The organism is Streptomyces sp. WAC06614, from assembly GCF_003949795.1.
GTDB lineage: Bacteria > Actinomycetota > Actinomycetes > Streptomycetales > Streptomycetaceae > Streptomyces.
Genome location: NZ_RPRY01000058.1, coordinates 1 through 20054, shown reverse-complemented (window position 1 = coordinate 20054; position 20054 = coordinate 1). Strand labels below are relative to the sequence as shown.

18 protein-coding genes are annotated in these 20054 nt (G+C 72.7%); 8 read left to right on the top strand and 10 right to left on the bottom strand.

The genetic code is table 11. The annotated features are described in order from the left end of the window. The first annotated feature begins 41 nt into the window (after positions 1-41). A complete protein-coding gene (locus tag EF918_RS11015) occupies positions 42-737 on the top strand; it encodes a class I SAM-dependent methyltransferase (RefSeq protein WP_125644271.1) in 696 nt (231 codons plus the stop codon). Here EF918_RS11015 and EF918_RS11010 read toward each other — a convergent pair. From EF918_RS11010 to EF918_RS10970, 9 genes are all read right to left on the bottom strand, one after another. Continuing rightward, positions 698-1081, bottom strand: coding sequence for a DUF6009 family protein (locus tag EF918_RS11010; RefSeq protein WP_125644269.1), 384 nt, complete (start codon positions 1079-1081; stop codon positions 698-700). The two genes, EF918_RS11015 and EF918_RS11010, sit on opposite strands and share 40 nt — an antisense overlap. A gap of 176 nt (positions 1082-1257) precedes the next feature. Beyond that, positions 1258-2832 (bottom strand): phage/plasmid primase, P4 family, encoded by a 1575-nt coding sequence (locus tag EF918_RS11005; protein WP_125644268.1) that lies wholly within the window; start codon positions 2830-2832, stop codon positions 1258-1260. After that, positions 2829-3929: a bifunctional DNA primase/polymerase gene (locus EF918_RS11000; RefSeq protein ID WP_125644285.1), complete on the bottom strand. Its 1101-nt coding sequence runs from the start codon at positions 3927-3929 to the stop codon at positions 2829-2831. Before EF918_RS11000 ends, EF918_RS11005 begins: the two co-directional genes overlap by 4 nt. A gap of 620 nt (positions 3930-4549) precedes the next feature. Beyond that, positions 4550-5944, bottom strand: coding sequence for a glycosyltransferase 87 family protein (locus tag EF918_RS10995; protein WP_125644266.1), 1395 nt, complete (start codon positions 5942-5944; stop codon positions 4550-4552). 196 nt (positions 5945-6140) lie between these two features. Further along, on the bottom strand, positions 6141-7556 hold the full coding sequence (locus EF918_RS10990; protein ID WP_221889705.1) for a DHA2 family efflux MFS transporter permease subunit: 1416 nt from the start codon (positions 7554-7556) through the stop codon (positions 6141-6143). Positions 7557-7869: 313 nt separating this feature from the next. Continuing rightward, positions 7870-9009 (bottom strand): ParB/RepB/Spo0J family partition protein, encoded by a 1140-nt coding sequence (locus EF918_RS10985; protein WP_125644264.1) that lies wholly within the window; start codon positions 9007-9009, stop codon positions 7870-7872. Further along, entirely contained in the window at positions 9006-10223 is a 1218-nt protein-coding gene (locus EF918_RS10980; RefSeq protein ID WP_125644262.1) for a ParA family protein, read from the bottom strand. The genes EF918_RS10985 and EF918_RS10980 overlap by 4 nt, the downstream gene beginning before the upstream one ends. A 212-nt stretch (positions 10224-10435) precedes the next feature. Beyond that, a complete protein-coding gene (locus tag EF918_RS10975; RefSeq protein WP_185921693.1) occupies positions 10436-11215 on the bottom strand; it encodes an SDR family NAD(P)-dependent oxidoreductase in 780 nt (259 codons plus the stop codon). Positions 11216-11341: 126 nt separating this feature from the next. Then, complete coding sequence (locus tag EF918_RS10970; protein WP_260610059.1) at positions 11342-12736, bottom strand: YhgE/Pip domain-containing protein; 1395 nt, start codon at positions 12734-12736, stop codon at positions 11342-11344. Between the two features lie 348 nt (positions 12737-13084). On the opposite strand from EF918_RS10970, the gene EF918_RS10965 reads away from it, so the two are divergent. From EF918_RS10965 to EF918_RS10955, 3 genes are all read left to right on the top strand, one after another. After that, positions 13085-13615, top strand: a complete 531-nt coding sequence (locus EF918_RS10965; protein WP_125644258.1) for a hypothetical protein — start codon at positions 13085-13087, stop codon at positions 13613-13615. A 47-nt stretch (positions 13616-13662) separates the two neighbouring features. Then, a complete protein-coding gene (locus tag EF918_RS10960) occupies positions 13663-14376 on the top strand; it encodes a CAP domain-containing protein (RefSeq protein WP_125644256.1) in 714 nt (237 codons plus the stop codon). A 301-nt stretch (positions 14377-14677) separates the two neighbouring features. Continuing rightward, positions 14678-15325 (top strand): response regulator transcription factor, encoded by a 648-nt coding sequence (locus EF918_RS10955; RefSeq protein WP_125644254.1) that lies wholly within the window; start codon positions 14678-14680, stop codon positions 15323-15325. Between the two features lie 7 nt (positions 15326-15332). On the opposite strand, the gene EF918_RS10950 is transcribed toward EF918_RS10955, so the two are convergent. Further along, on the bottom strand, positions 15333-15659 hold the full coding sequence (locus EF918_RS10950) for a hypothetical protein (protein ID WP_125644252.1): 327 nt from the start codon (positions 15657-15659) through the stop codon (positions 15333-15335). A 289-nt stretch (positions 15660-15948) separates the two neighbouring features. Between EF918_RS10950 and EF918_RS10945 the strand changes: the two genes are divergently transcribed. From EF918_RS10945 to EF918_RS10930, 4 genes are all read left to right on the top strand, one after another. Then, the gene (locus tag EF918_RS10945) at positions 15949-17100 is read left to right on the top strand and encodes a glutamate--cysteine ligase (RefSeq protein ID WP_185921692.1); all 1152 of its coding nucleotides are present in this window, start codon (positions 15949-15951) and stop codon (positions 17098-17100) included. 159 nt (positions 17101-17259) lie between these two features. Continuing rightward, positions 17260-18138, top strand: a complete 879-nt coding sequence (locus EF918_RS10940; RefSeq protein ID WP_125644248.1) for a C40 family peptidase — start codon at positions 17260-17262, stop codon at positions 18136-18138. Between the two features lie 607 nt (positions 18139-18745). After that, entirely contained in the window at positions 18746-19036 is a 291-nt protein-coding gene (locus EF918_RS10935) for a WhiB family transcriptional regulator (RefSeq protein WP_125644246.1), read from the top strand. A 303-nt stretch (positions 19037-19339) separates the two neighbouring features. Beyond that, the coding region (locus EF918_RS10930) for a bifunctional DNA primase/polymerase (protein WP_148141225.1) at positions 19340-20054 on the top strand (715 nt) is incomplete at its 3' end.

Below are 20054 nucleotides of genomic sequence, written 5' to 3'. Positions count from 1 at the left end.
GAGGACTCCCCCGCGGCACGCAGGCTCCTACGGTCGAGGCCATGGACGCCTTCCGCACCTTCCTCGCCGAGGCGGCGCGTGACTTCTCCACGACCGGAGCCGTCGCGCCCAGCAGCCGTCGCCTGGCCGCGGTGCTGGCCGCTCCCCTGCGGGAGCGGACGCACCTGCCGCTGACCGTGCTGGAGGTCGGGGCCGGTACGGGAGCCGTGACACGTGAGCTCCTGCCGCTCCTCGGCCCGGGCAGCCGGCTCGACGTGGTGGAGCAGAACCCGCGTTTCACCCGCGCCCTGCGCAGGCTGGTCACCCACGCGGCACCCGGGGTGGGGGCCCGGACGACGGTCCACCAGACACCCGTGGAGGAGCTGGAGACCACCCGCCGCTACGACGTGATCGTCTCCAGCCTGCCCTTCACGAACTTCGCCCCGGCGGAGGTCGACGCGCTGATGGACCGCTACTTCCGGCTCCTGCACCCCGGCGGCACCCTGGTCTACTTCGCCTACCGCGGCAGCCGGCACGCCCGGTACCTGCTGCGTCGACGGGCCGCCCTACGACGTCAGCTCGACGTGGACCGGGTCCTCGCCCGCTACCACGACACCTACGGCGCCGTTTCGCGCACGGTGTGGACGAACGTACCGCCCGCCCGGGTCTGGGCGCTGCGTGCCCGCCGGGCTCATCCGCAGGGACTGGAGGGACCGGGTCAGGCAACCGTCCGCTCGACGGTGGACAGGCCCCGCTGAGAGCGGTCGGTCTTCATCCCGACCTTGCCGGGCTCGATCGTGCGGGGGTCCACCGCCTCCCCCGGGGCGCCCTCGCGGTAGAGCCCCTCGGGCTCGGCGTCGCGGTCGTGCGGGAGCAGGTAGAACACGCGCCGCTTGTGCAGACCGCTGTCGGGATCGGCCTCGGCGGTCTCGCTGAGCTCGGTGAACCCGACCATGCGGCCGTCACGGTAGTAGCGGGGCTTGCCCTTGCGCCGGGGCGTCTTGTCGTGGGCCTGGCGCACGTAGTCCAGCTCCGAAGGGTCCTCCAGCCACACCACCTTGTCCTCGTGGGCGAGATCGCTTGCTTGGAGTAGCGAGCTCATGGCCGTCGTCCCTCCTCGGTGTCGTGTGCCGGCTGCGTCGTGCTGCGGACGCCCCACGCTACAGGGCGCCGGTGGCCGGATATCCGGGCCGGCCGGGCGGCGTCGTGCGGTGCGGTCATTGTTTCTCTGTTCATCGTAGGGGGCGGACAGGGCTGCGAACAGTACGCCGATATGGATCAGGCGCGGCCTGCCCCGTTCGCCTCATCGGCGAGCAGGGCGAGACCCGGGTAGTACTTCTGGCCGTTGGAGCGGAGCATCTCGTTCGGGGACGAGATGCCCACCTCGGCACGGATACGGGTGGCGAAGGCGCGCGGCGTGGCCGGCCGCAGGCCCTCGCCCTCCTGGCACCAGCTGCTGTACGCGCGGAAGAGCGCGCCCTGCTCCACCTTGAGGTCCTGTCCCTCGGGGGCGGCGGCGGTGCAGCACTCGGCGAGGAAACGGCCGATGTGGTCCTCGGTGGTGGCGTAGGCCTGGGTGGCGGTACGCACGACGCTGGGGCCGGAGAGGGCGGGCTTGGCGGCCAGGTAGGCGCGGGCGCCCTGGATCATCCAGTGCAGGATGCCGGAGCCCTCGTCCTCGACGAGTTCCTCGGCCAGGTTGTCGATCTTCCGGTCGTCGGGGACGACACGGTCGAAGGGGATCAGCCGGATCCGGCGCCAGAAGGCGTGTCCGCCGGTGCCCACCTCGGGGCGGTGGTTGCCCAGCAGCCAGAGCTTGTGGGTGGGCTCGAAACTGAAGTAGTCCTGCCGCATGCGGCGGGCCTTGAGCCGGTCGCCGCCGGTGAGCAGCTTGACGCGGGCCTCGTCGAACTTGTCGTGCGGCTTGAGCTCGCTGCACACGAACAGGCGGCGGCCGTGGAGCTCGGTCAGTTCGGTGGAGTGCTCGTTGAACTTGCCGCGCTCCATCAGGAAGCCGGGCGGGGCCACGTCGGCGTAGTCACCGAGGATCTTGATGACCATGTCCATCAGGGCGGACTTGCCGTTGGCGCCGATGCCGTAGAGGAACGGCAGGACCTGGCCCCCGACGTCCCCGGTGATGGAGTAGCCGAGCAGCAGGTGCAGGAAGTGGATCATCTCCCTGCCCTTGTCGTCGTCGCCGAAGGTCTCCGTGAGGAAGCGTTCGAAGCGCGGGGTGGGCACGGCCTCCGGCGCCAGGAAGGTGGCGCGGGAGTGCAGGTCCCGGCGGGGGTCCGGCTTGTGCAGCTCCCCCGTGCGCAGGTCCACCACGCCGGCCGGGGTGCACAGCGCGTGCTTGTCCCCGTCGAGCATGTCGGGGTCGAGGGCGAGTTCGGGCGAGGCCTTGGCCTGCGCCAGCATCGCCTTGACCCCGCTGGTGGACATGGCCCGCTTGCGGTGCTGGACCAGTTCCCGGTCGGTGAACAGCCCGCGGGGGTCGTGCAGGGGCATGTCCTCGGCCATGTCGCCGGCGGCCCAGATCGCGGCCTTCTCCCCCCCGGTGCGCTTCCACCGGTACTCGTCCCACACGTACCAGCCCAGGCCCTCGACGTGCCGGAAGCGGTCGCTGTGCAGGTGCGCGAAGAGCTTGGCGTTGCCGCGGTCGGTGAGGTTGGTCAGCAGCCCCGCCTGGAGGAAGTCCCCGGGGCGCGATCCGACCGGGTGGGCGTTCTGCTGCGCCGGGAGCTGGGCCGCGCCCGGCGGTTCGGGCGACCCGGTCGGTGGTTCGGGGGTGAACGCGGCGAGTTGCTCGGCGGCGGCGCGCGCGTCGAAGCCGGTGCTGCCTGCGCTGCTCATGAACGTCCCTCGGGGTGGATCGGGCGGTTGCTGCCGGCTCGGAGCGCGGAGTCGATGATGAGCCGGTTCCGGCGGGACTGCGCGGGCCGGGCGGCGTCGGCCGCTTCGGTGAGCAGGCCGGTGCACTCGGCTTCGGTGAGGTGGCCGCCGGCGGCCAGGCCCCCCGCGGTGAACGCGGCACGGTTGAGCTTGTCACTGAACGCTGCGCCCGACGGGGTACGGGCGCAGTCCCGGACGGCGTCCAGGAGCGGCGCCAGGATGCGCTGGGCGTCGCTGCCGCGGCGAGGGCGGCCTCCGGGGGCTCTGGTGGGTCCGGGGGCTCCTGGGGCCGCCTGAGGGGCCGTAGGGGTCTCCTGCGGCGCCGTGGGGCCCGAAGCGGGCCGCGGCAGCCGGGCGTGGCCGGTGCGGGTGAGTTCGGCGGCGAGCCACAGGGGCAGCGGGGCGGGCGTGCGGGCCCCGGGAAGGGCTTCGTAGGTGCCCTGGGCGGTCCGGGTCGTGGGCGCCACGATGTAGCCGCCGGTGGCTCGTACGTCGACCTGCCAGGCGAGCGCGGTACGGGAGCCGGAGCCGCTGGAGGAACGGAAGGCGGGTCCGCCGAGCGGGGCTCGGTACCACAGGTGCAGGCCGCCGGAAGGCGTGCGGACGCGCAGGGTGGAGTCGTCCTCGGCCGGGTCGGGCCGGCCTCGGTGGGCGGCCAGCAGGGCGAGGGTGTGGAAGCCGTTGCTCAGGCCCGTGAGGTCGACACGGTCGTCGATGGGGATGCCGGGCAGCAGGCGCTGCCGGTCCGGCAGGGGCGCCGGGTGGCGGTCGATGTCGAGGACGACGAGGCCGGCGGGTCCGCAGGAGACCCCGATCCCGAACTCCGGCTCCTGCTGCCACCAGTGACCGACGCGGGCCGGATCGGTGGTCGCGGCGTGGAAGCCGTGGCACCAGCGGCCCCGGGGGATGCAGGGGCACTCGGTGGCCGGGTGACGGTCGGCGTGGCAGTGGGCGCAGTTGGGTGCGGGCGTCTTGGTCCCTGGCGCGAGGGGATGAACGGGGTAGCCGCGTGCCGCGAGCCAGAGGGCCGTGTCACGCCGCGCGGCTGCCGTGTGCAGGGCTCCTCGCGGACTGGCGGGGTGGGCTGGCACGTTCTTTCCTCGGTCGGTGGTGCGATGGCGTCAGTTCGGTCCCTGGTCCCTGTCGTTGAGGAGGCGGCCTGCCTCTGGACCGAGGGACTGAAGGGACTGAAATTTCACATTGCCGGGAGCCTAGCGCAGAGGCGCCCCAGGCTAGCGCACCTTGGTACGTCTTTTCGGAATGCCAGTCCCTTGAGTCCCTGAGTCCCTGATGACCAGGGGGTTTTAGGGCCATGAGCCTGATGTGCGGGGGTTGGTCCCGGGCGTGGCGCCCGCCTCCAGGGCCTTCGGTCCCTGAGCATCTCCCCCAGGGACCGACCGCGGGCGGCCCGCGGGTCCCTCCTCTCCCCGGGTCCCCCCTCACCCCCGGAACAGGGGCCGAAGGGTCCGTCGGTCCCTTTCGGTCCCTGTTCCTTCGGTCCCTGCCAAACCTGCAGGTCAGCGGCCTCCCCCCAGGGACCCCAGGGACCCAAGGGACTCAACTTTCTAGTTATGAGCCACATATGCACATGAGCTTGTCCTACGCGCGCACATACACACACGCACGTAAAGGCTGGAAGTACTGAACTTGAGTCCCTTCAGTCCCTCAAACGGCCCACTCAAGCCTCTGACCTGCACAAACGCAACAGGGACTGAAACCCAGGGACCAACAGGGACTGAACGACTTCAGTCCCCGACCCACTCCGGACCCCGCGGAGGGCCCGCCGCTCGCCCAGGGACTGAAGCCGCCTTCCGTCCCTGGCACCGGCGGGAGGGACTGAACAGGCCCCTGCCGGAGTGGGCCGGGAGGGACCAGGGACCGAAGGGACCGGCGGATCAGTCGACGCAACGGGCGGACGCGCGGCCAGGGTGATGCAGCGGGCCCAGATGAGAAGGGCGACGGGATAGACGGCGTAGCCGATGCGTGTCGCCGGGGACAGGAGGATGGCCAGGGTGAGGCCGAGGGCGAGGCGATGGGCGGCAGCAGGCACGCTCATCGGGGGCCGGACGAGCAGGGACACCGCCACGGCGACGGCACTCAGCCCGATCAGTGCCACGGCGAGGGTCCTGCCGTGGGGCACCCAGGTGACGAGGAGGTGGCCCAGCAACGGGCTCGCGGCCGTCGAGGCGGTACGGCTCAGGCCGAAGGGGTAGAGCACCGCATTGTCGAGGAATGCGCGAGGATCGGCCAGCAGGGGCGGCGCCACCACGAGTGCTGCTACGCCGACGGACACGGCGGCGGTGGTCCGGGCAGCGCGTGGGCCACGGGTCGCGGCCATGAGGGCCACGACGACCGGGACGGCAGGCCAGGCGGTCCACTTCAGCACCGCTGCCGCCCCGAGGACCAGGCCCGCTCCCCCGGCACGGCCCCGGTGCGCGTAGGCCAGGGCCAGGAGGATGCAGGCCACCACCACGGGGTCGACTCCCCCGATGGCCAGCGGCAGGGCCACCACGGGGCTGGCCGCGATCCACAGGGCCCCCGTCACCGCCACCGCCTTGCGCCGGGGCTGCCGCTCACCCTTCACCAGCACGGCCACCGCCGCGGTGAGGACGACGAGGAAGCCGGCCAGACACCACAGCCGGGCACTGGTGGCGGGGCCCGCGCCGAACAAGGCGTGCGGCAGCCCGAAGAGGGCCATGCCCGGCAGGTACGGGTTGAAGTCGCGGACCGCGACCGGATCCGCGAGATAGGGGGTGCCGGTCTCCAGGAGGTGGCGGGCGGCGCGTTCGACGACACCGACCTCCATCTGCTCCAGGCCGACGGCGGTCAGCCAGACCAGCGGAACCGCCACCGCGCCGACGGCAGCGGTCAGGGCCGCCGCACGCGACCACGGCGTACGGGAGACCAGCGCCACCAGGGCGGCGCAGGCGTAGGCGACGGCAGCGGCGAGCCCCCAGCGGTGCTGCGAGGTGTTGGGGGCGGAAGCGAGCCCCACGGCCAGGGAAGCCAGGGAGCTGGCTGCCAGCGCCCGGACGTCCCAGCGACGGACGCCGGCCGGCCGAGGAAGGTGCATGCGGAGGGAGCCTTGGTTCGAAGGTCGTCCGCACGGTTGGACGGACACGCAGGAGCCGGGTGCGCCGGCGAAGACGGCGGCAGGCCCGGAGGTCCGTGCAGGGACTCAGCCTCTCCGCCCCCTCCCCCGGCAGACATCCCCCGATCGGCGGCCGGACCGGGGGAATCCCGTGGTCCCTAGGCGAATCCCGTGGTCCCTAGGCGCCCTTCGCCCTCGGCGCCGGTCGGACGCAGGCGCAGCATGCGAGGCCGATCAGGAGCATGGCCACGGGGAAGGCCAGGGCCGCCTGGGTGGCGGTGGTGGGGGTGTCTCCGAAGTCGGCCTGGAGGAGGACGCCGGTGGCGGCACTGCCGAGTGCTCCGCCGAGCTGGCGGGTGGTGTTGAAGACCCCGGAGGCGGCACCGACCAGGGACGGCTCCAGGGTCCGGGTGGCGATCCCGGCGAGCGGGGCCGAGACCAGGCCGACCCCGATCCCGGCCACGAGGAGCGACGGCATCAGCACCCAGATGCTGATCCCGGGGTGCAGCAGCCAGGCGAGCGTGGCAGTGCCGACGATCAGCAGGGTGAAGCCCAGGGCCGTGAGGGCCCGGGGACTCATGGTGTCGGACCACTTCCCGGCCAGACGCGCGCACAGGGAGGACAGGGCGAACATTGGGACGGTGGCGGCGCCGGCCGCCACCGGGCTGTAGCCCAGGTCGCTCTGCAAGTAGATCATCAGCGGCAGGAAGAGTCCGCCCATGGCGGCTCCCATGGCACCGCCGGCGACGGAGGCGGCGGAGAAGTTCCGGTTGTGGAAGAGCCGCAGCGGCAGGAGCGGCTCGCGGGTGTTGTGGTGCTGCCACCACACGAACACCGCCAGAGACAGGACGCCGAAGACCAGGATCGAGGGGATCGTCACCGGTCCGGCAACCGTGCCCCAGTCGTACGCCTCACCGCTCTGCACCCCGAAGACCAGCGCGGTCAGCCCCACACTGCTGAGCGCGATACCCCACATGTCGAGGCGGTGCTCCTTGGCGGGCCGCCAGTCGGGCAGCAGCCGGGCTGCCGCGATCCAGCCGAGGATCCCGACGGGGATGTTGACCAGGAAGATGCCGCGCCATCCGGTCCACGTGATCAGCAGCCCGCCGATCACGGGGCCCGCGGCCATCGCCGCACCGCCGACAGCACCCCACACCCCGAGCGCCCGGCCACGGCGCTCGGCGGGGAACAGGTGGACGATGAGGGACATCGTCTGGGGTGCGATCAGCGCGGCGGCCAGACCCTGGACGGCCCGTGCCGCGATCAGCACCTCAGGGCTCGGGGCGAGGGCACAGGCCAGCGAGGCCACGGTGAAGCCGGCCAGGCCGGTCAGGAAGATCCGCTTGGGGCCGTAGCGGTCGCCGAGCCGGCCCGCGAGGATCAGGGGCACGGCGTAGCAGAGGGCGTAGGCGCTGTTGACCCACACGGCCTCGTTGAGGGACGCCCCGAGCGAGGCTTGGATGTCGGGGACGGCCACGTTCACGACCGTGGCGTCCAGGCAGATCATGAAGAAGCTGACGCACAGCGCGTACAGCGCTGCCTGAGGGCTCGCGGGCGAGCCGGAAGACGTGAGGTTACGAAGCAGGCGGTGCAATTTCAGTCGTGTCCTTGGCACGCCCGCCCCGGCCGCACCGGACGGCGCCGGAAACCGAAGCGGGGAACGAAAGCCCGTCACGGGCGATGACGCTCACACACGCTTCGATGCACACCGCAGGACTCCCAGAGCTCGACCACGTACCGGACCTCGCCCGGCACCCCTTGATCTTGGCAGCCGCCACCGACCTCCGGGCATCCACCGATCAGCTGGTCGACCGGGCGACCCCTCGCCTCCCTCTGCAGGCACGCACGGCGACGGCCCGCACCTCCCGAGGGGATCGGGATCGTGCGGGCCGTCGCCGTGCGTCGCGTCAGTTCGTGCCGTGGGCCTCCAGCAGGCGTTCCAGCAGGATGGTGCGCTGGGTGTCGTCCATCTTCTCGAAGACGAGGTCGGCCACGCCGTTGCCGTCGTGCCAGGGCACCCGGGGGATCTTGCGGATGTCGACGAGCACGTTGTCGTCCTCGGCTCCGAGGGACCGGTCCGGCTCGGTCGGGGTGCTTACGGCGTAAGCACTCTCGGTCGGGCCCTCCGCCTCCTTCTCCCTCTCCCCCGGCCCTGGCGTCGCGGTCGGCGAAGTGCTTACGGCGTAAGCACCCGCGGACTCCCCCGCGGCCTCCCCTGCGCCCTGCGCCTCCGGCACGGCGGGCGCGGCAGGTGCCGGAGGCCGGGTGCTTACGGCGTAAGCACCCGGGTCCGGCTGGGGCTGCCTTCTCGGCGGGGCCTCGCTGCGGGCGCGGAGGGCCTGCTCGGCAGCGTCGTGCTGTTGCTGCTGGGGAAGCTGGCCGACGCGGCGGGCCACCTCCACCGGCAGCGACTTGTCCTCGACGGCCTGCTGGAGCTCCGGTGTCAGCTTGAGCAGCGCCAGGCGCTGGGTGACCCAGCCGCTCGACTTGTGCAGGGCCTTGGCGACCTGCCGCTGGGAGCCGTACTTCGTCACCAGCCGCTCAAGGGCCTTCGCCTGCTCGATGGGCTCCAGGTCCTTGTGCTGGACGGCGGCGACCAGCGCCGTCTCCAGCAGGGTGTCCGCGTCCTCCGCGAGCGAGTCGTCCAGGTGCGCGGGTACGTCGTCCAGGCCGGCCATGTTCGAGGCGGCCAGCCGCCGGTTGCCGTCGACCACGACGTACTCGGCCTCGCCGATGCTCTGCTCGTGCCCGGGGTGCGCGGCCAGGAAGGCGGCCCGGGAGACGACGGTGACCGGCTGGATGAGGCCGCGCGCGGTCACGCTGTCGGCGAGCTCCTCGATGTCCTGGAGCTCCTCGCGCGGGTTGTACGGGTTGTGCGCGAGCGTGGACACCCGAAGCCGCAGCCCCTGGGCCGGCCGGCCCGGGACCTCGGCGACGGCGGGGGAGTCCTGGCCGCTGAACCGGGCGAACGCGGCGGCGCGGCTGCTCATCGGCTGCGCCACGGCGTCGAACGTGGCGGAGCCGCCGAGCCTGTCGGCCTTGCTCATGAGGTCCTCAGCTTCCGGGCGATGGCCCGCATCTGGTGCGTCTGCTCGCAGTCGGGCGCGTAGACGAACAGCGGCTTCTGCACGCGGACGGCTTCGCGCTGCTCCTTCAGGTCGTGGACGACCGACAGCACCGGGGGAGTGCCCAGCGCGATCCACTTGTCCCGGGAGGAGGTCGCGATGAAGCCACGGCGGGGGTCGAACTTGTTGACCACCAGGCCCAGCTGCTCGATGACGATGTCGAAGTCACGGGCCAGCGCCTCGGTCTGCTGGATGAGCATGCCGTAGGCCTGCGCCGAGGTGTCCTCGGCCTCCACGGGGATGACGAGACCGGACGAGCCGGGCCGCTCGGCCTCCCGCTGGCGCGCGTAGTAGAGCGCCGAGTCCATGGCGAGGCCCAGGCTCGGAGGGGAGTCGATCACGATGATGTCGAAGTGCTCCTCCAGCGGGGCCAGCGCGCGCTCCAGCGCGGCGTGGCGGGGTCCGCGGAACATCGTCAGCCCGGAGTCGAGCAGGAACGCGTCGAACGCCGCCGGCAGTATCCGCAGCCGGCCGCCGAACCGTTCGCCCTCGACCGGCGAGGTCAGGTCGATCAGCTCGTGCTTGACCTGCTCGCGGTGGAGCATGTGCGTGATGAGGCTCTCCTCGCCCGCCGGGATCGCCTTGAACCCGAGCTGGTGCGAGAGGTGGCCCTGCGGGTCGAAGTCCACGAGCAGGACCCGCTGACCCGCTGCCGCCGCGTCGGCGGCGAGGTCTGCGGGTGCGCCGCCCTTGGCGGGCGCGGGGGAGCGGTTCACCGGGGCGTGCTCGGCCATGGCCTGGGCGAGGCTGGAGGAGATGGCGGTCTTGCCGACGCCGCCCTTCTGGTTGCACACCACCAGGCGCCGGGTCACGGATGCGTCCGCGGGGTGCTCGCTCAGCCAGAGCGCCACGGCCTGGGCCAGGCCCTGGATGTAGGAGACCTCGCGGGTGCGGCAGTCGTCCTTGAAGGCGTCGTAGAGGCCTTCGGGGAGGTAGGTGCCGAACGACTCCGCGCCGGCGGTGTTGATCTGGGGGAGGGGGTCGGTGCAGGCGCGCCAGGTCTCGATGCCGGCGGCTACGGCGTCCTGCATGGCCACGTCGAGCTGAGCGGCCCGGATCTTCAGTTCGTACTGGAGGTTGGCGGGCAGCTTGGAGACGAGCTTCTCCCGCTCACCTCCCTGCAGAGGAGATGACATGCACGGCAGCATACTGCCGTGGGCGCGGTTCTTGACGTCCCGTAAGGCGTGTTTCGCCTGATTCCCACGTTAGTTCCTTCGAAGTGCTTACGCCGTAAGCACGTCGGGCCTCCCCCCACGTGCTTACGCCGTAAGCACGTCGGGCCCCCCAAGCGCTTACCCCGTCAGCACGTGGCAGCCCCTCAAGGGTGCTTACGGCGTAAGCACCCCGCTCAGCCGGAGCCCGCCATGCAGTACCCGCCGTCGACGACGACGGTCTGTCCGTTGACGAAAGGAGTGCAGGTCGTCAGGTAGGTCAGGGGAGCCCGGAGGTCCTCGAAGGCGGCGTCCCCGACCCGGCGTGCGGGGGTGCGGGCGATGATCCGGTCGAGCCGCTCGGGGTGCTGCTCCAGCATCTCGCGGTTGATCGCGGTGACGAAGTAGCCGGGGACGAGTGCGTTGACGCTCAGGCCGTGCTGGGCCCATTCGCACGCCAGGTGCCGGGTGAGTGAGACCAGAGCGCCCTTGGTCGTGCCGTAGGCGGCCACCTCGGCGTAGCCCCGGAGGGCGGTCCCGCTGGCGATGTTGACGATGTGGCCCGTCCCTCGCGGGATCATCCGGGCGGCGGCGAGGCGGCAGGCCGTCACGGCGCTGAGGAGGTTGACCGCGATGATCTCCTCCCATTCGGCCGCGCCCATGTCGAGGGTGGGCTTCTTGACCGCGATGCCCTGGGCGTTGACGAGGATGTCGATGCGGCCGTAGCGCGAGACGATCTCGTCGAAGGTCCTCTCCAGGTCCTCGGGGCGGCTCGCGTCGGCGGTGAGGGCGGGGGTCAGGGCGGTGTCCGCCCCGAGGGCCCGCAGTGTGGCCTCGACCTTGGCCCCGCGGCTGGAGACGGGCAGGACGAGGGCTCCCTGGTCCCGCAGGAAGTGGCACAGGGCCGCGCCGATCGAGTCCCGGCCGTCGGCCGCCGTGCCGCCGACGACGATGGCGACCTTCCTTGCTGCGTTCATTGACAGCCCCTTACATTGCATGACCTTTCGGGCATATAGGATTCACTGTAGAGCTGGAGCCACGGCAGGCCCCCCGGGGACTCGGTCCCGCACCCGGCCACCGCACACGACCCCGTCGGGCCATCCTCATGGCCTGGGGCTCGGCGCGGGGTCCACCGATCGGGCCACCTGCCGAGGGAAATCGCCGGCTGACGAGGACGAGGGCAGGGGCGCCGGACCGTACGAAGGGGAGCCGGCGCGGGGGATCCGGTGCAGGCCCCGCCGGTCGTAGAACGAGGTGATCGCCAGGCCCAGGACCAGGGCCGCCACCAGGCCCGCTCCGGTCACGGCCCAGGCCCGCGTCAGTCCCGCGTCACCCTGTGCGTCGAAGTAGAGGATGGCCCGGACCCCGTCCATGACCTGCCGCATCGGCTCGAACTCGGCGAGGAACCGGTAGGCCGAGGGAACCGCCTGGACCGGGATCGTGCCTCCCGAGGACGGCAGGGCCAGGGCGATGTAGAACAGCATGCCCACCGGCTGTCCCAGGGCGCCCAGGGCCGAGGTCAGCGCCTGAGCGCCCACGCCGACGGCGGAGATCGCGACCACCGAGAAGCCCCACAGCAGGGGCAGGTGCCGGGCGTTCATGTCGAGCAGTCCGACGGTCACGGCCATGACGAGGAAGGAACTCACCAACGACAAGGCCACCGTGAGCGTGCTGTTGGCCAGGAACGCCTGCCGGCGGCTGATCGGCACGAGCGGCCGGTGGGAGCGCAGCGGGCCGAAGTCGGTGGGGGAGTAGCCGAGCGCGATGTCGGTGCCGTTGCTGACGATCCCCGCGCACAGGAAGCCGATCAGCACCAGCAGGAGCGCGTAGTAGAAAGCCGACAGACCCATGCCGCTGCGCCTCCCCAGGGGGTGCCCCACGGAGACGGACACGTTCACCGGGTCGGCCAGCAGCAGCCGCACCGGAGCCGCGGTGCCACCGGAGCCGGATCCCGTGGCCCCGGTCCCGGCCCCGGTGGCGGTCAGGGACTCCCCGAGCCGGACGGAGGCCGTGTGCGCGGCCTGCTGCATCGCCGAACTGGCCAGGGAGGAACCGAGGCTGCCCGCACCGGGGCTGGTGAGCACGTCGATCCGTGGCCGGGCGGACACCGGGGCGGAGGCGACGAGGGCCTGGACCTTCGTGGTGAAGTCCGCGGGGATCGCGAGGACACCGTAGAGCTGGCCGGAGGCGAGCTGCCGGCGTGCCTCGGCCATGTCGAGGAGCTTCCAGTCCACGTGCCGGTCCGGGTCGGCGGAACGGATGGACGCGGCGATCCCGGCCCCGAGCGGCTCCGGCGTGCCGGGTGCCCCCCGATCCTCGCTGACCAGGCCGATGGGGAGGCTCCTCATGTCCCCGCGGGGATCGAGGATGCCGCCCATGTAGATGAGGGGCAGCAGCAGGGCCATCGTCGCGACGAGAGCCGCCGACATGGCCCACCCGGAGGGACGGACGAGCATGCGGAACAGCAGCCGGTCGCTCGGCCGGTGCGTGGACGCCATGGAACCTTCTCAACCGTGGGACGCGTCGCCGGCGGACCGGCCGCCGAGGGGCCTGCCCGCCCGGCCGACCCATGCTTCCCCTCGGGGCAACCACCCGGGATCCCCTCTACGGCCCCTCGACGGTGCTAGGCCCTTCCGCGCACCGTCGTGGCCGGGGCCCGTCCGCGACGTGTGCTTCCGTGCCGCACCGCCCGGCTCCCCCGGTCGGACCCTTTCGAGGGCCAAAGACCGCCCGGAGCAGCACCGCGGGCTTCCGTGAGGGCAGGGTGCGGTGCCACGGTCTCCTTACGTGTCAATTGTCCGCTTTGCGGGCGACGGTCGGGCAGAAGGCAGAAGAGGTGGCGTGTGTTGATCGGATCGAAGCTTGCGGCGGTAGGAGAGCTCATCCACACGGAGCTCACGTCTCCTGCACCCGCCCCTACACCCGACCCCGACCCCGCCGAAGGCCCTGCGGACGGCCCTGCGGACGGCCCTGCGGTACCGCTGCCGCGCCGGGTGCCCTTCGACTGGGGGAGGAACGCGCACGGCTGGCGGGTGCTCGTCCAGAACATGACCCCCCGGCCCCTCACCCCCTGGTACATGGGCACGGACATGGTCCGTGACGCGCCCCGGTTGATCGGGCCCGGGGGAAAGGGTGTCGTCCGGGGCAAGGCCGACCCCCTGTGGCCCGGCTCCCCCGCCGACATGGCGATAGACCTGCGCATCGGCGGCCATCCCAACGTGCTGGCCATCACCCGGGGCCCGGAGCACGGCGATTTCACCGCAGAGGTGTACGGCTGCGGCCCCTGGAACTTCACCTTCACCGAGATCAGTGCGCGCAGGCCGCTGATCCTGGTCGTCCGGCTCGGAAGTGAGCCTGCGGAGACGTGGGCCGCCTGAGGTCGTAGGAGGAGGCGGACACGGAGGCAGAGGCGGAGGAACAGGACATGGGACGGCACGGCGCCCCCAGGGCGGCACACGGACGCGGCCGGCTCGCGCGGCCCACGGCGCTGGGGATCGCCGCCTTGGCGGTGGCGGGCGGGATCGCCGCGGTCGCGGTGGGCCCGCCGGGCGCCGGACACGCCCCCGGCGGTACGTCGATGCGGCCGGCGGCCGGCGAGGTGAGGCCGACCGCGCCGGCCACGTCGCCACCCCCCGCGCGGAATCCGGCTCCTGAGCCGTCGAAGCAGAAGCAGGAGAAGCAGGAGCACAAGCAGCAGGTGTCTCCGGTGCGGGCAGGCGCGGCCACGGCGGCGGCACACCGCGACCAGGCCCTCCCGAACGCCGGCGCCGCTGCCACCGAGGCGACCGAGCTCGTCAACGTGGCGCGTGCGGAGGCCGGTTGTGAGCCCCTCAGTGTGAGCCCCGCGCTGACGGCGCTGGCCGTCGGGCACAGCAAGGACATGGCCCTGGACGGCTACTTCGGGCACGGCGGGCCGGACGGGAGCACCTTGTGGCAGAGGGCCGCCCGGTCGGGCACGCGGAACGTGAGCGCCGAGAACATCGCACGCGGTCCCGCCGACCCGCAGGCACTGCTGAATGCCTGGATGGCCCGGCCCGGAAGCCGTGCGAACATTCTGAACTGCGGATTCCGCACCATGGGCACCGGGGCCTATTTCAACGGCACCGGCTTTTGGTGGACCGAGGACTTCGCAGCCTGAGCGACTGCACTGCTGAGCCACGGGAGCGACCGGAGCCACCGGAGCCACCGGAGCCACCGGAGCGACGGGAGCGACCGGAGCGACCGGAGTTCGCCACCTGAGGAATCCCGTGGCTCCACGCGCCGCCATCGTGCCACCGGCGTCGCTTCGGTCGCTCGCCACCGCCACCCCGGGCAGGGGCCGTACCGCCCGTGACCACCCGAAGGCAACCCGTGAAAAGCGGTAACGGGGTTTACCCGCCGTAGAGGTTAGTCTTCCGTGGGGGCCCGGATTGTTGAGGGGACGATAAAGGCGGTGGCAAATGGCTGGTCTGAACAAAATGATCAGTGTGGTGCTGGCCGATGACCATCCGATGTTCCGGGAAGGTGTCCGTCGGGCCCTGACCCTCAGCGGGCGCATCGAGGTAGTGGCCGAGGCCGACACGGGCCGGCAGGCACTCGACGCCATTGCCGAGCACCGGCCGCAGGTGGCCGTGGTGGACGTGCGGATGCCGGATCTCGACGGGATCGCCGTCGTCCGTGCCGTGGTGCGCGACCGGTTGCCGACGCGCGTGCTGCTGCTCACGGCGTTCGACGACAGCAGCCTGGTGTTCCAGGCGATCCAGGAGGGCGCGGCGGGGTACATCCTGAAGGATGCCTCGCGCGCCCAGCTCGTCGAGGCCGTGGCCCAGGTCGCGGCGGGCGGCACGGTCATTCCCCCCGAGCTGGCGGGCGGGCTGGCAGGAGAGATCCGGGGGCGGCTCAAGGACGAGGGACCGCTGCTGACGGACCGGGAACGGCAGGTGCTCAAGCTGTTCGCGGAGGGTCTGAGCATTCCGGCCGTCGCCAATCGGCTCTTCCTCGCCCCGAGCACGGTCAAGAGCCATGCCCAGCGCCTCTACACCAAGCTGGGCGTCTCGGACCGGGCCGCGGCCGTGGCCGAAGCGATGCGCCGCGGCCTGCTGGAGTGACCTGCGGTCAGTGCCGCCAGAGGCTCGGGCTGCCCAGATGGGCGACCGGGGCCGTGCCCGGTCGGCAGCACTCGGGTGAGCACCGGTCCAGGCCCTGCCATTCACGGACCAGCGTGTCGTAGAGCGGAGTGGCAGGCCTGCCCTCCGCCGGTCGCGGAGCCGCCGTGGCGGGGACGGGCCGGAGGGGGGAGGGGGCGTAGGGATGCGGATACGCGTAGGGGTCCGCCTGTCCGGAGGGGCCCGCCTGTCCGTACGGGCCCGGCTGGGCGTAGGGGTCGGGCTGTGCGTACGGGTTCTGGGGAGCGGCCGGGTACTCGGCGGACGTCGGGTGCATGGTGTCTTCTCTTCGTACGAGGTCCGGCACGAGGACCGGAAGGGAGGGCGGCGCGGTAGCGGCGCGGTGGAGTGCCCCGCCGTGGGCTCGCTGCACCCTTGCGCGGTACCACTCGATTCTGTGGGTCCGCCCTGACCCGGACAACGACGAAGGGGAAGGCGAAAGGCCCCTGATCCGTGCCCGGCGTTCCTCCTGCCCGCCCTCTCATCAGGGGATGCCCGGCCCGCGCCCCGTCCCTCAGCCTGGGAGCGGCACAGACGGCCGCGGCCTCGGACGGGGAGCAGACACAGTGGACACGCACACGACGGCGACGGCGCCGCATCCCGCTCCCGCGGCGGTCGCCGCCGCCCCCCTCACCCTGGGGGTCGAGGAGGAGCTCCTCCTGGTCGACGCCACCACGTGGCGGCCGGCCCCCCTCGCGGCCGAGGTACTCGCCGCCGCCGGTGGCCCGGGCCCGCACCTCCAGGGCGAGGGCACCCCTTACCAGGTGGAACTGGCCACCCCGGTGGCCGCCACCGCCGCGGAACTGCGGGTCTCGCTCGGTTCGCTGCGCGCGGCCCTCGCGGGAGCGGCCCGGGACCTCGGATGCCGCCTGGTGGCCAGTCCCGTTCCGGTCCTCGGCCCCGACGGGGCGGTGGAACTCACCGCCGACCAGGACCGCCAGCGGGCCATGCAGGACCACTTCGGAGCGCTGAACCAGACACTGATCGGCTGTGGCCGGCACGTCCACGTCGGCCCGCTCGACACCGCCGGGGCCGTGGCGGTCAGCAACCGGATCCGCGCCTGGGTGCCCACCCTGATCACCCTCTCCGCCAACTCCCCCTACGCGTACGGCCGGGACTCCGGGCACGCCAGCTGGCGCACGGTGGCCTGGTCCGGGTGGCCCACGGCCGGCCCGACCCCGTACTTCGACGGGGTGGCCGGCTACGAGCGCACCGTACGCCGGCTGCTCGACGTACAGGCCGTCCTCGACCCCCACATGCTGTACTGGGACCTTCGCCCCAGCCGGAAGTGGCCGACCCTCGAACTCCGGGCCCCCGACGTGACTCCGGACGCCGAACACGCCGTCCTGCTCGCCGTCCTGGGCCGGGCCCTGGTCTCCACCGCGCTGCGCGCGCAGGAGGAGGAACTGCCCCTGCCGCCCGCCGAGGACGAGGTCCTCAGGCTCGCCCGGTGGCGGGCCGCCCACGACGGCCTCGAAGGTGCCGGTGTCGATCCCTGCACCGGCACCGAGGTTCCCGCGATCCAGCTCGCCACCCGGCTGCTGGAAGCGTTGGCCCCCGCCCTCGACGCCACCGGCGACCTCGACTTCGCCGCGGACGCCCTCGACGGGCTGCTGTGCGGGGGGTCCTGGGCCGCCCGGCAGCGGGGGGTGTTCTCCCGGCGCGGGGACATGACCGATGTGCTGCGCTTCCTGGCGGAGGAGACCGAGCGGCCCTGACGACGCGGAGAGCCGCCGCGGCGAGACGCCGTCGGAGCACACGTCTGCGCCCGTCCGCGCCCGTCTGCCCGCCCCATGGGTGCCCCAAGGGGCCGCCCATGGGGCGGGGGCGCCCCAGGAGGGTTGTGGCCCGTGTGAGGGGGCGGATAGGGGTGGAACATGTCCACTCACACGCTCCACACACCGGCCCACACCCTCCAGACACCGACACACACCCGCCGTGCCGGGCCGCCCCGTCACCGCAAGCCGTCCCGGACGGTCCAGGGCCGGAACGCCCTCAACCTCGGCATCGCCACCGGAGTGCTCGGCACCCTCGTGGCCGCGGCACCGGCGAGCGCCGCCGAACAGCCGGAGTCGAACACCCACACCCTTGAGCTTCCCGTGGCGGACCTGGGTCTCTTCGACGCCTCGGAGTCCTACGACCACTTGAACGACTGGGCGCAGCGGATGGAACTCCGCGGCCAGGAAGGCCAGGCGGCCGCCGACGCGGCCGTCCGCGCCAGGACCGGCAAGGCCGCCGCCCAGCAGGCCGAACGGGACAAGGTCGCCTCGTACGAGGCCGCCGTGAAGAAGGCGGCGGCCGACAAGGCCGTGGCGCAGCAGCAGGCCAAGGACAAGGCGGCCAAGGACAAGGCGGCCGCCGGGCGGCAGAAAGCCCCGAAGGCGCCGCAGTGGGGCGGCTCAGGGGGCGGCCTCTCGAAGGTCGTGGACTTCGCCCGCAAGAAGCTCGGCTCCCCGTACGTCTACGGCGCGTCCTCGGGCAATGCCTTCGACTGCTCCAGCCTGGTGCAGGCGGCGTACCGCGCCGCCGGCATCACCATCCCCCGCACCTCGCAGGAGCAATCGGGGGCGTACCCCGAGGTCAAGGGCGCGCTCCAGCCGGGGGACATCCTCTACTGGGGTGCCAAGGGCGCCGCCTGGCACGTGGCCGTGTACGTCGGTGGCGGCAAGTTCGTCGGCGCGCAGAACTCCAGTACCGGGGTCGTGCTGCGGGACGTGGCGAACAGCAACTACAGCGGGGCGGTCCGCCCGGGGTAGTCACGTCACCCTTCGCCCCCCGACTCTCTTTCGAGGGCCCGCCGAGAGGCCTGGAACAGCTGTGTTCCAGGCCTCTCGGCGGGCCCTCGAACGGTCCGGGGCGTGCGAGCGCAGCGTTCGGAGCGACCGGAGCGACCCGGAAACAACACCTGGGAGCAGAAGAGGGACCGGCGTCCTGCGTCATAGATGGAAACGTGAGTCGCTCCGGTCGCTCCGGACGGGGGGCGGCCCCGCGCTGCCGGGTCCAAGAGGTGGCGGAAAGGTACGAAAGCGACGCCTCTCCCGTCAGCTCGGGGCGGTCCTCCCCCCGGCCGGGCACCGCTCCCGCAGGGCAGCGACTCTTCGGGTGCGGCTCACCCGCCCCGCGCCGTCTCCCGGTCGCTGCCTGCCGCCGCCCTGCCAGGCCGCCGCCTGCCCGCCCGGCGGCGGCCCCGGGCCGTTGGGCCCCGCCCGATCTCAACCGCCAGGGGGTCCGGTCGGAGGTCCCCGGGAGACGGGGCCAGTGCCGAGGCTGGAGGCGGACGGCTGCGCGTACGGCGCCCGTCCCTGTGGCCCTGCCGCACGGCACCGCACACCAGACACATAAGGAGAAAAGAGGAGGCCCCCCGTGCCCGTTCGCCCCCACGTCCCCTCGTTCGTCCCGCGCACCGACCAGGGCGGGCTGCTGCCCTGTGCCGAGCCCGGTGTCGATCCCGACGAGGTCTTCTTCAACCCGTCCGGCGCCCCCTTCGCGGCGGACATGGCACTCGTGATGTGCCGACGCTGCCCGGTGCGCCTCGACTGCCGGACCTTCGCCCGCGAGGGGAGGGAGTGGGGGTTCTGGGGCGGCGAGTCCGAGACCGCCCGCGCCCTGCCGCGTGGCGCGGCGATGTCGGCCCGCCGCCGCCGGGCCGCCTGAACTCCTCGGGGCGGTGGGGGCTCCCCGCCCCGAGGGCCAGGGTCGAAAGACCCTTCCCGCATCGGACGATCGGACCCCGATGAAGGTCCGTGGGCCCCCCCGATCGCCGGGGCCGGTACAGCCCCCGATGGGCCAGAGTGGGGGTCTACCACCTGTCGGTCGCTTTAGTCGCTGGGGAGAGAACCGGATGGCCTGCGAGCTGCGAATACGCTGTGGCCGGGCGAGAGACTCCCGCCCGGGCCGAAGGGCGGCGTACCGGTGAGCGTCGCACAGGCCGGGGACCGGGAGGCGTCGCCCAGGGCCGTGGCCCGCTGGTGCGCCGCGCAGGGCTGGCCCGTCCACCCGCTGGCCGAAGGGGCGAAGACCCCGGCCCGCAACTGCCCGGACTGCCGGGACGGCGGGCACCGGCCCGCGGCCTGCCCGTGCCGTGCCGAGGGCCGCTGGTGCCACGGGTTCCACGCCGCCACCACGGACCCCGAACGGATCGACGGCTGGTGGTCCCGGGACCGCTACGGCGTGGGCGTGGCCTGCGGACCGGCCGGTCTCGTGGTCATCGACATCGACGCCCACGGCGGCGCCCTCCCGCCCCGGGACCGGCTGCTGCCCGGCATCGGCATCGCCGCCGACGTGGACCTCACCGGCCTGGCGGACGGCTTCCACACCCTTGCCGTGCTCGCCGCCCTGCACGGCGAGCGCAGCCCCGCCCTCGACGAACGGACCCTGCGGGTACGGACCCCCTCCGGCGGGCTGCACGTCTGGTACCGGGCGGAGCCCGGCCCCGGCTGGCTCTGCTCCACCGGATCCGGCCGCGGCCGGGCCCTGGCCTGGCAGGTCGACGTACGCGCCCAGGGCGGGTACATCGTCGCGCCCGGCACCGTCACCCGGGCCGGGGTCTACGCAGCCCAGGGCGCCTGCCGGACCCCGGCCCCGCTGCCGACCTGGCTCGCCGGGGAACTCGCCCGGACCGGCCACGCGGCCGCCCCCGCCCCGGGGCGGGCCGTACGGGCGTGGGCCCGGC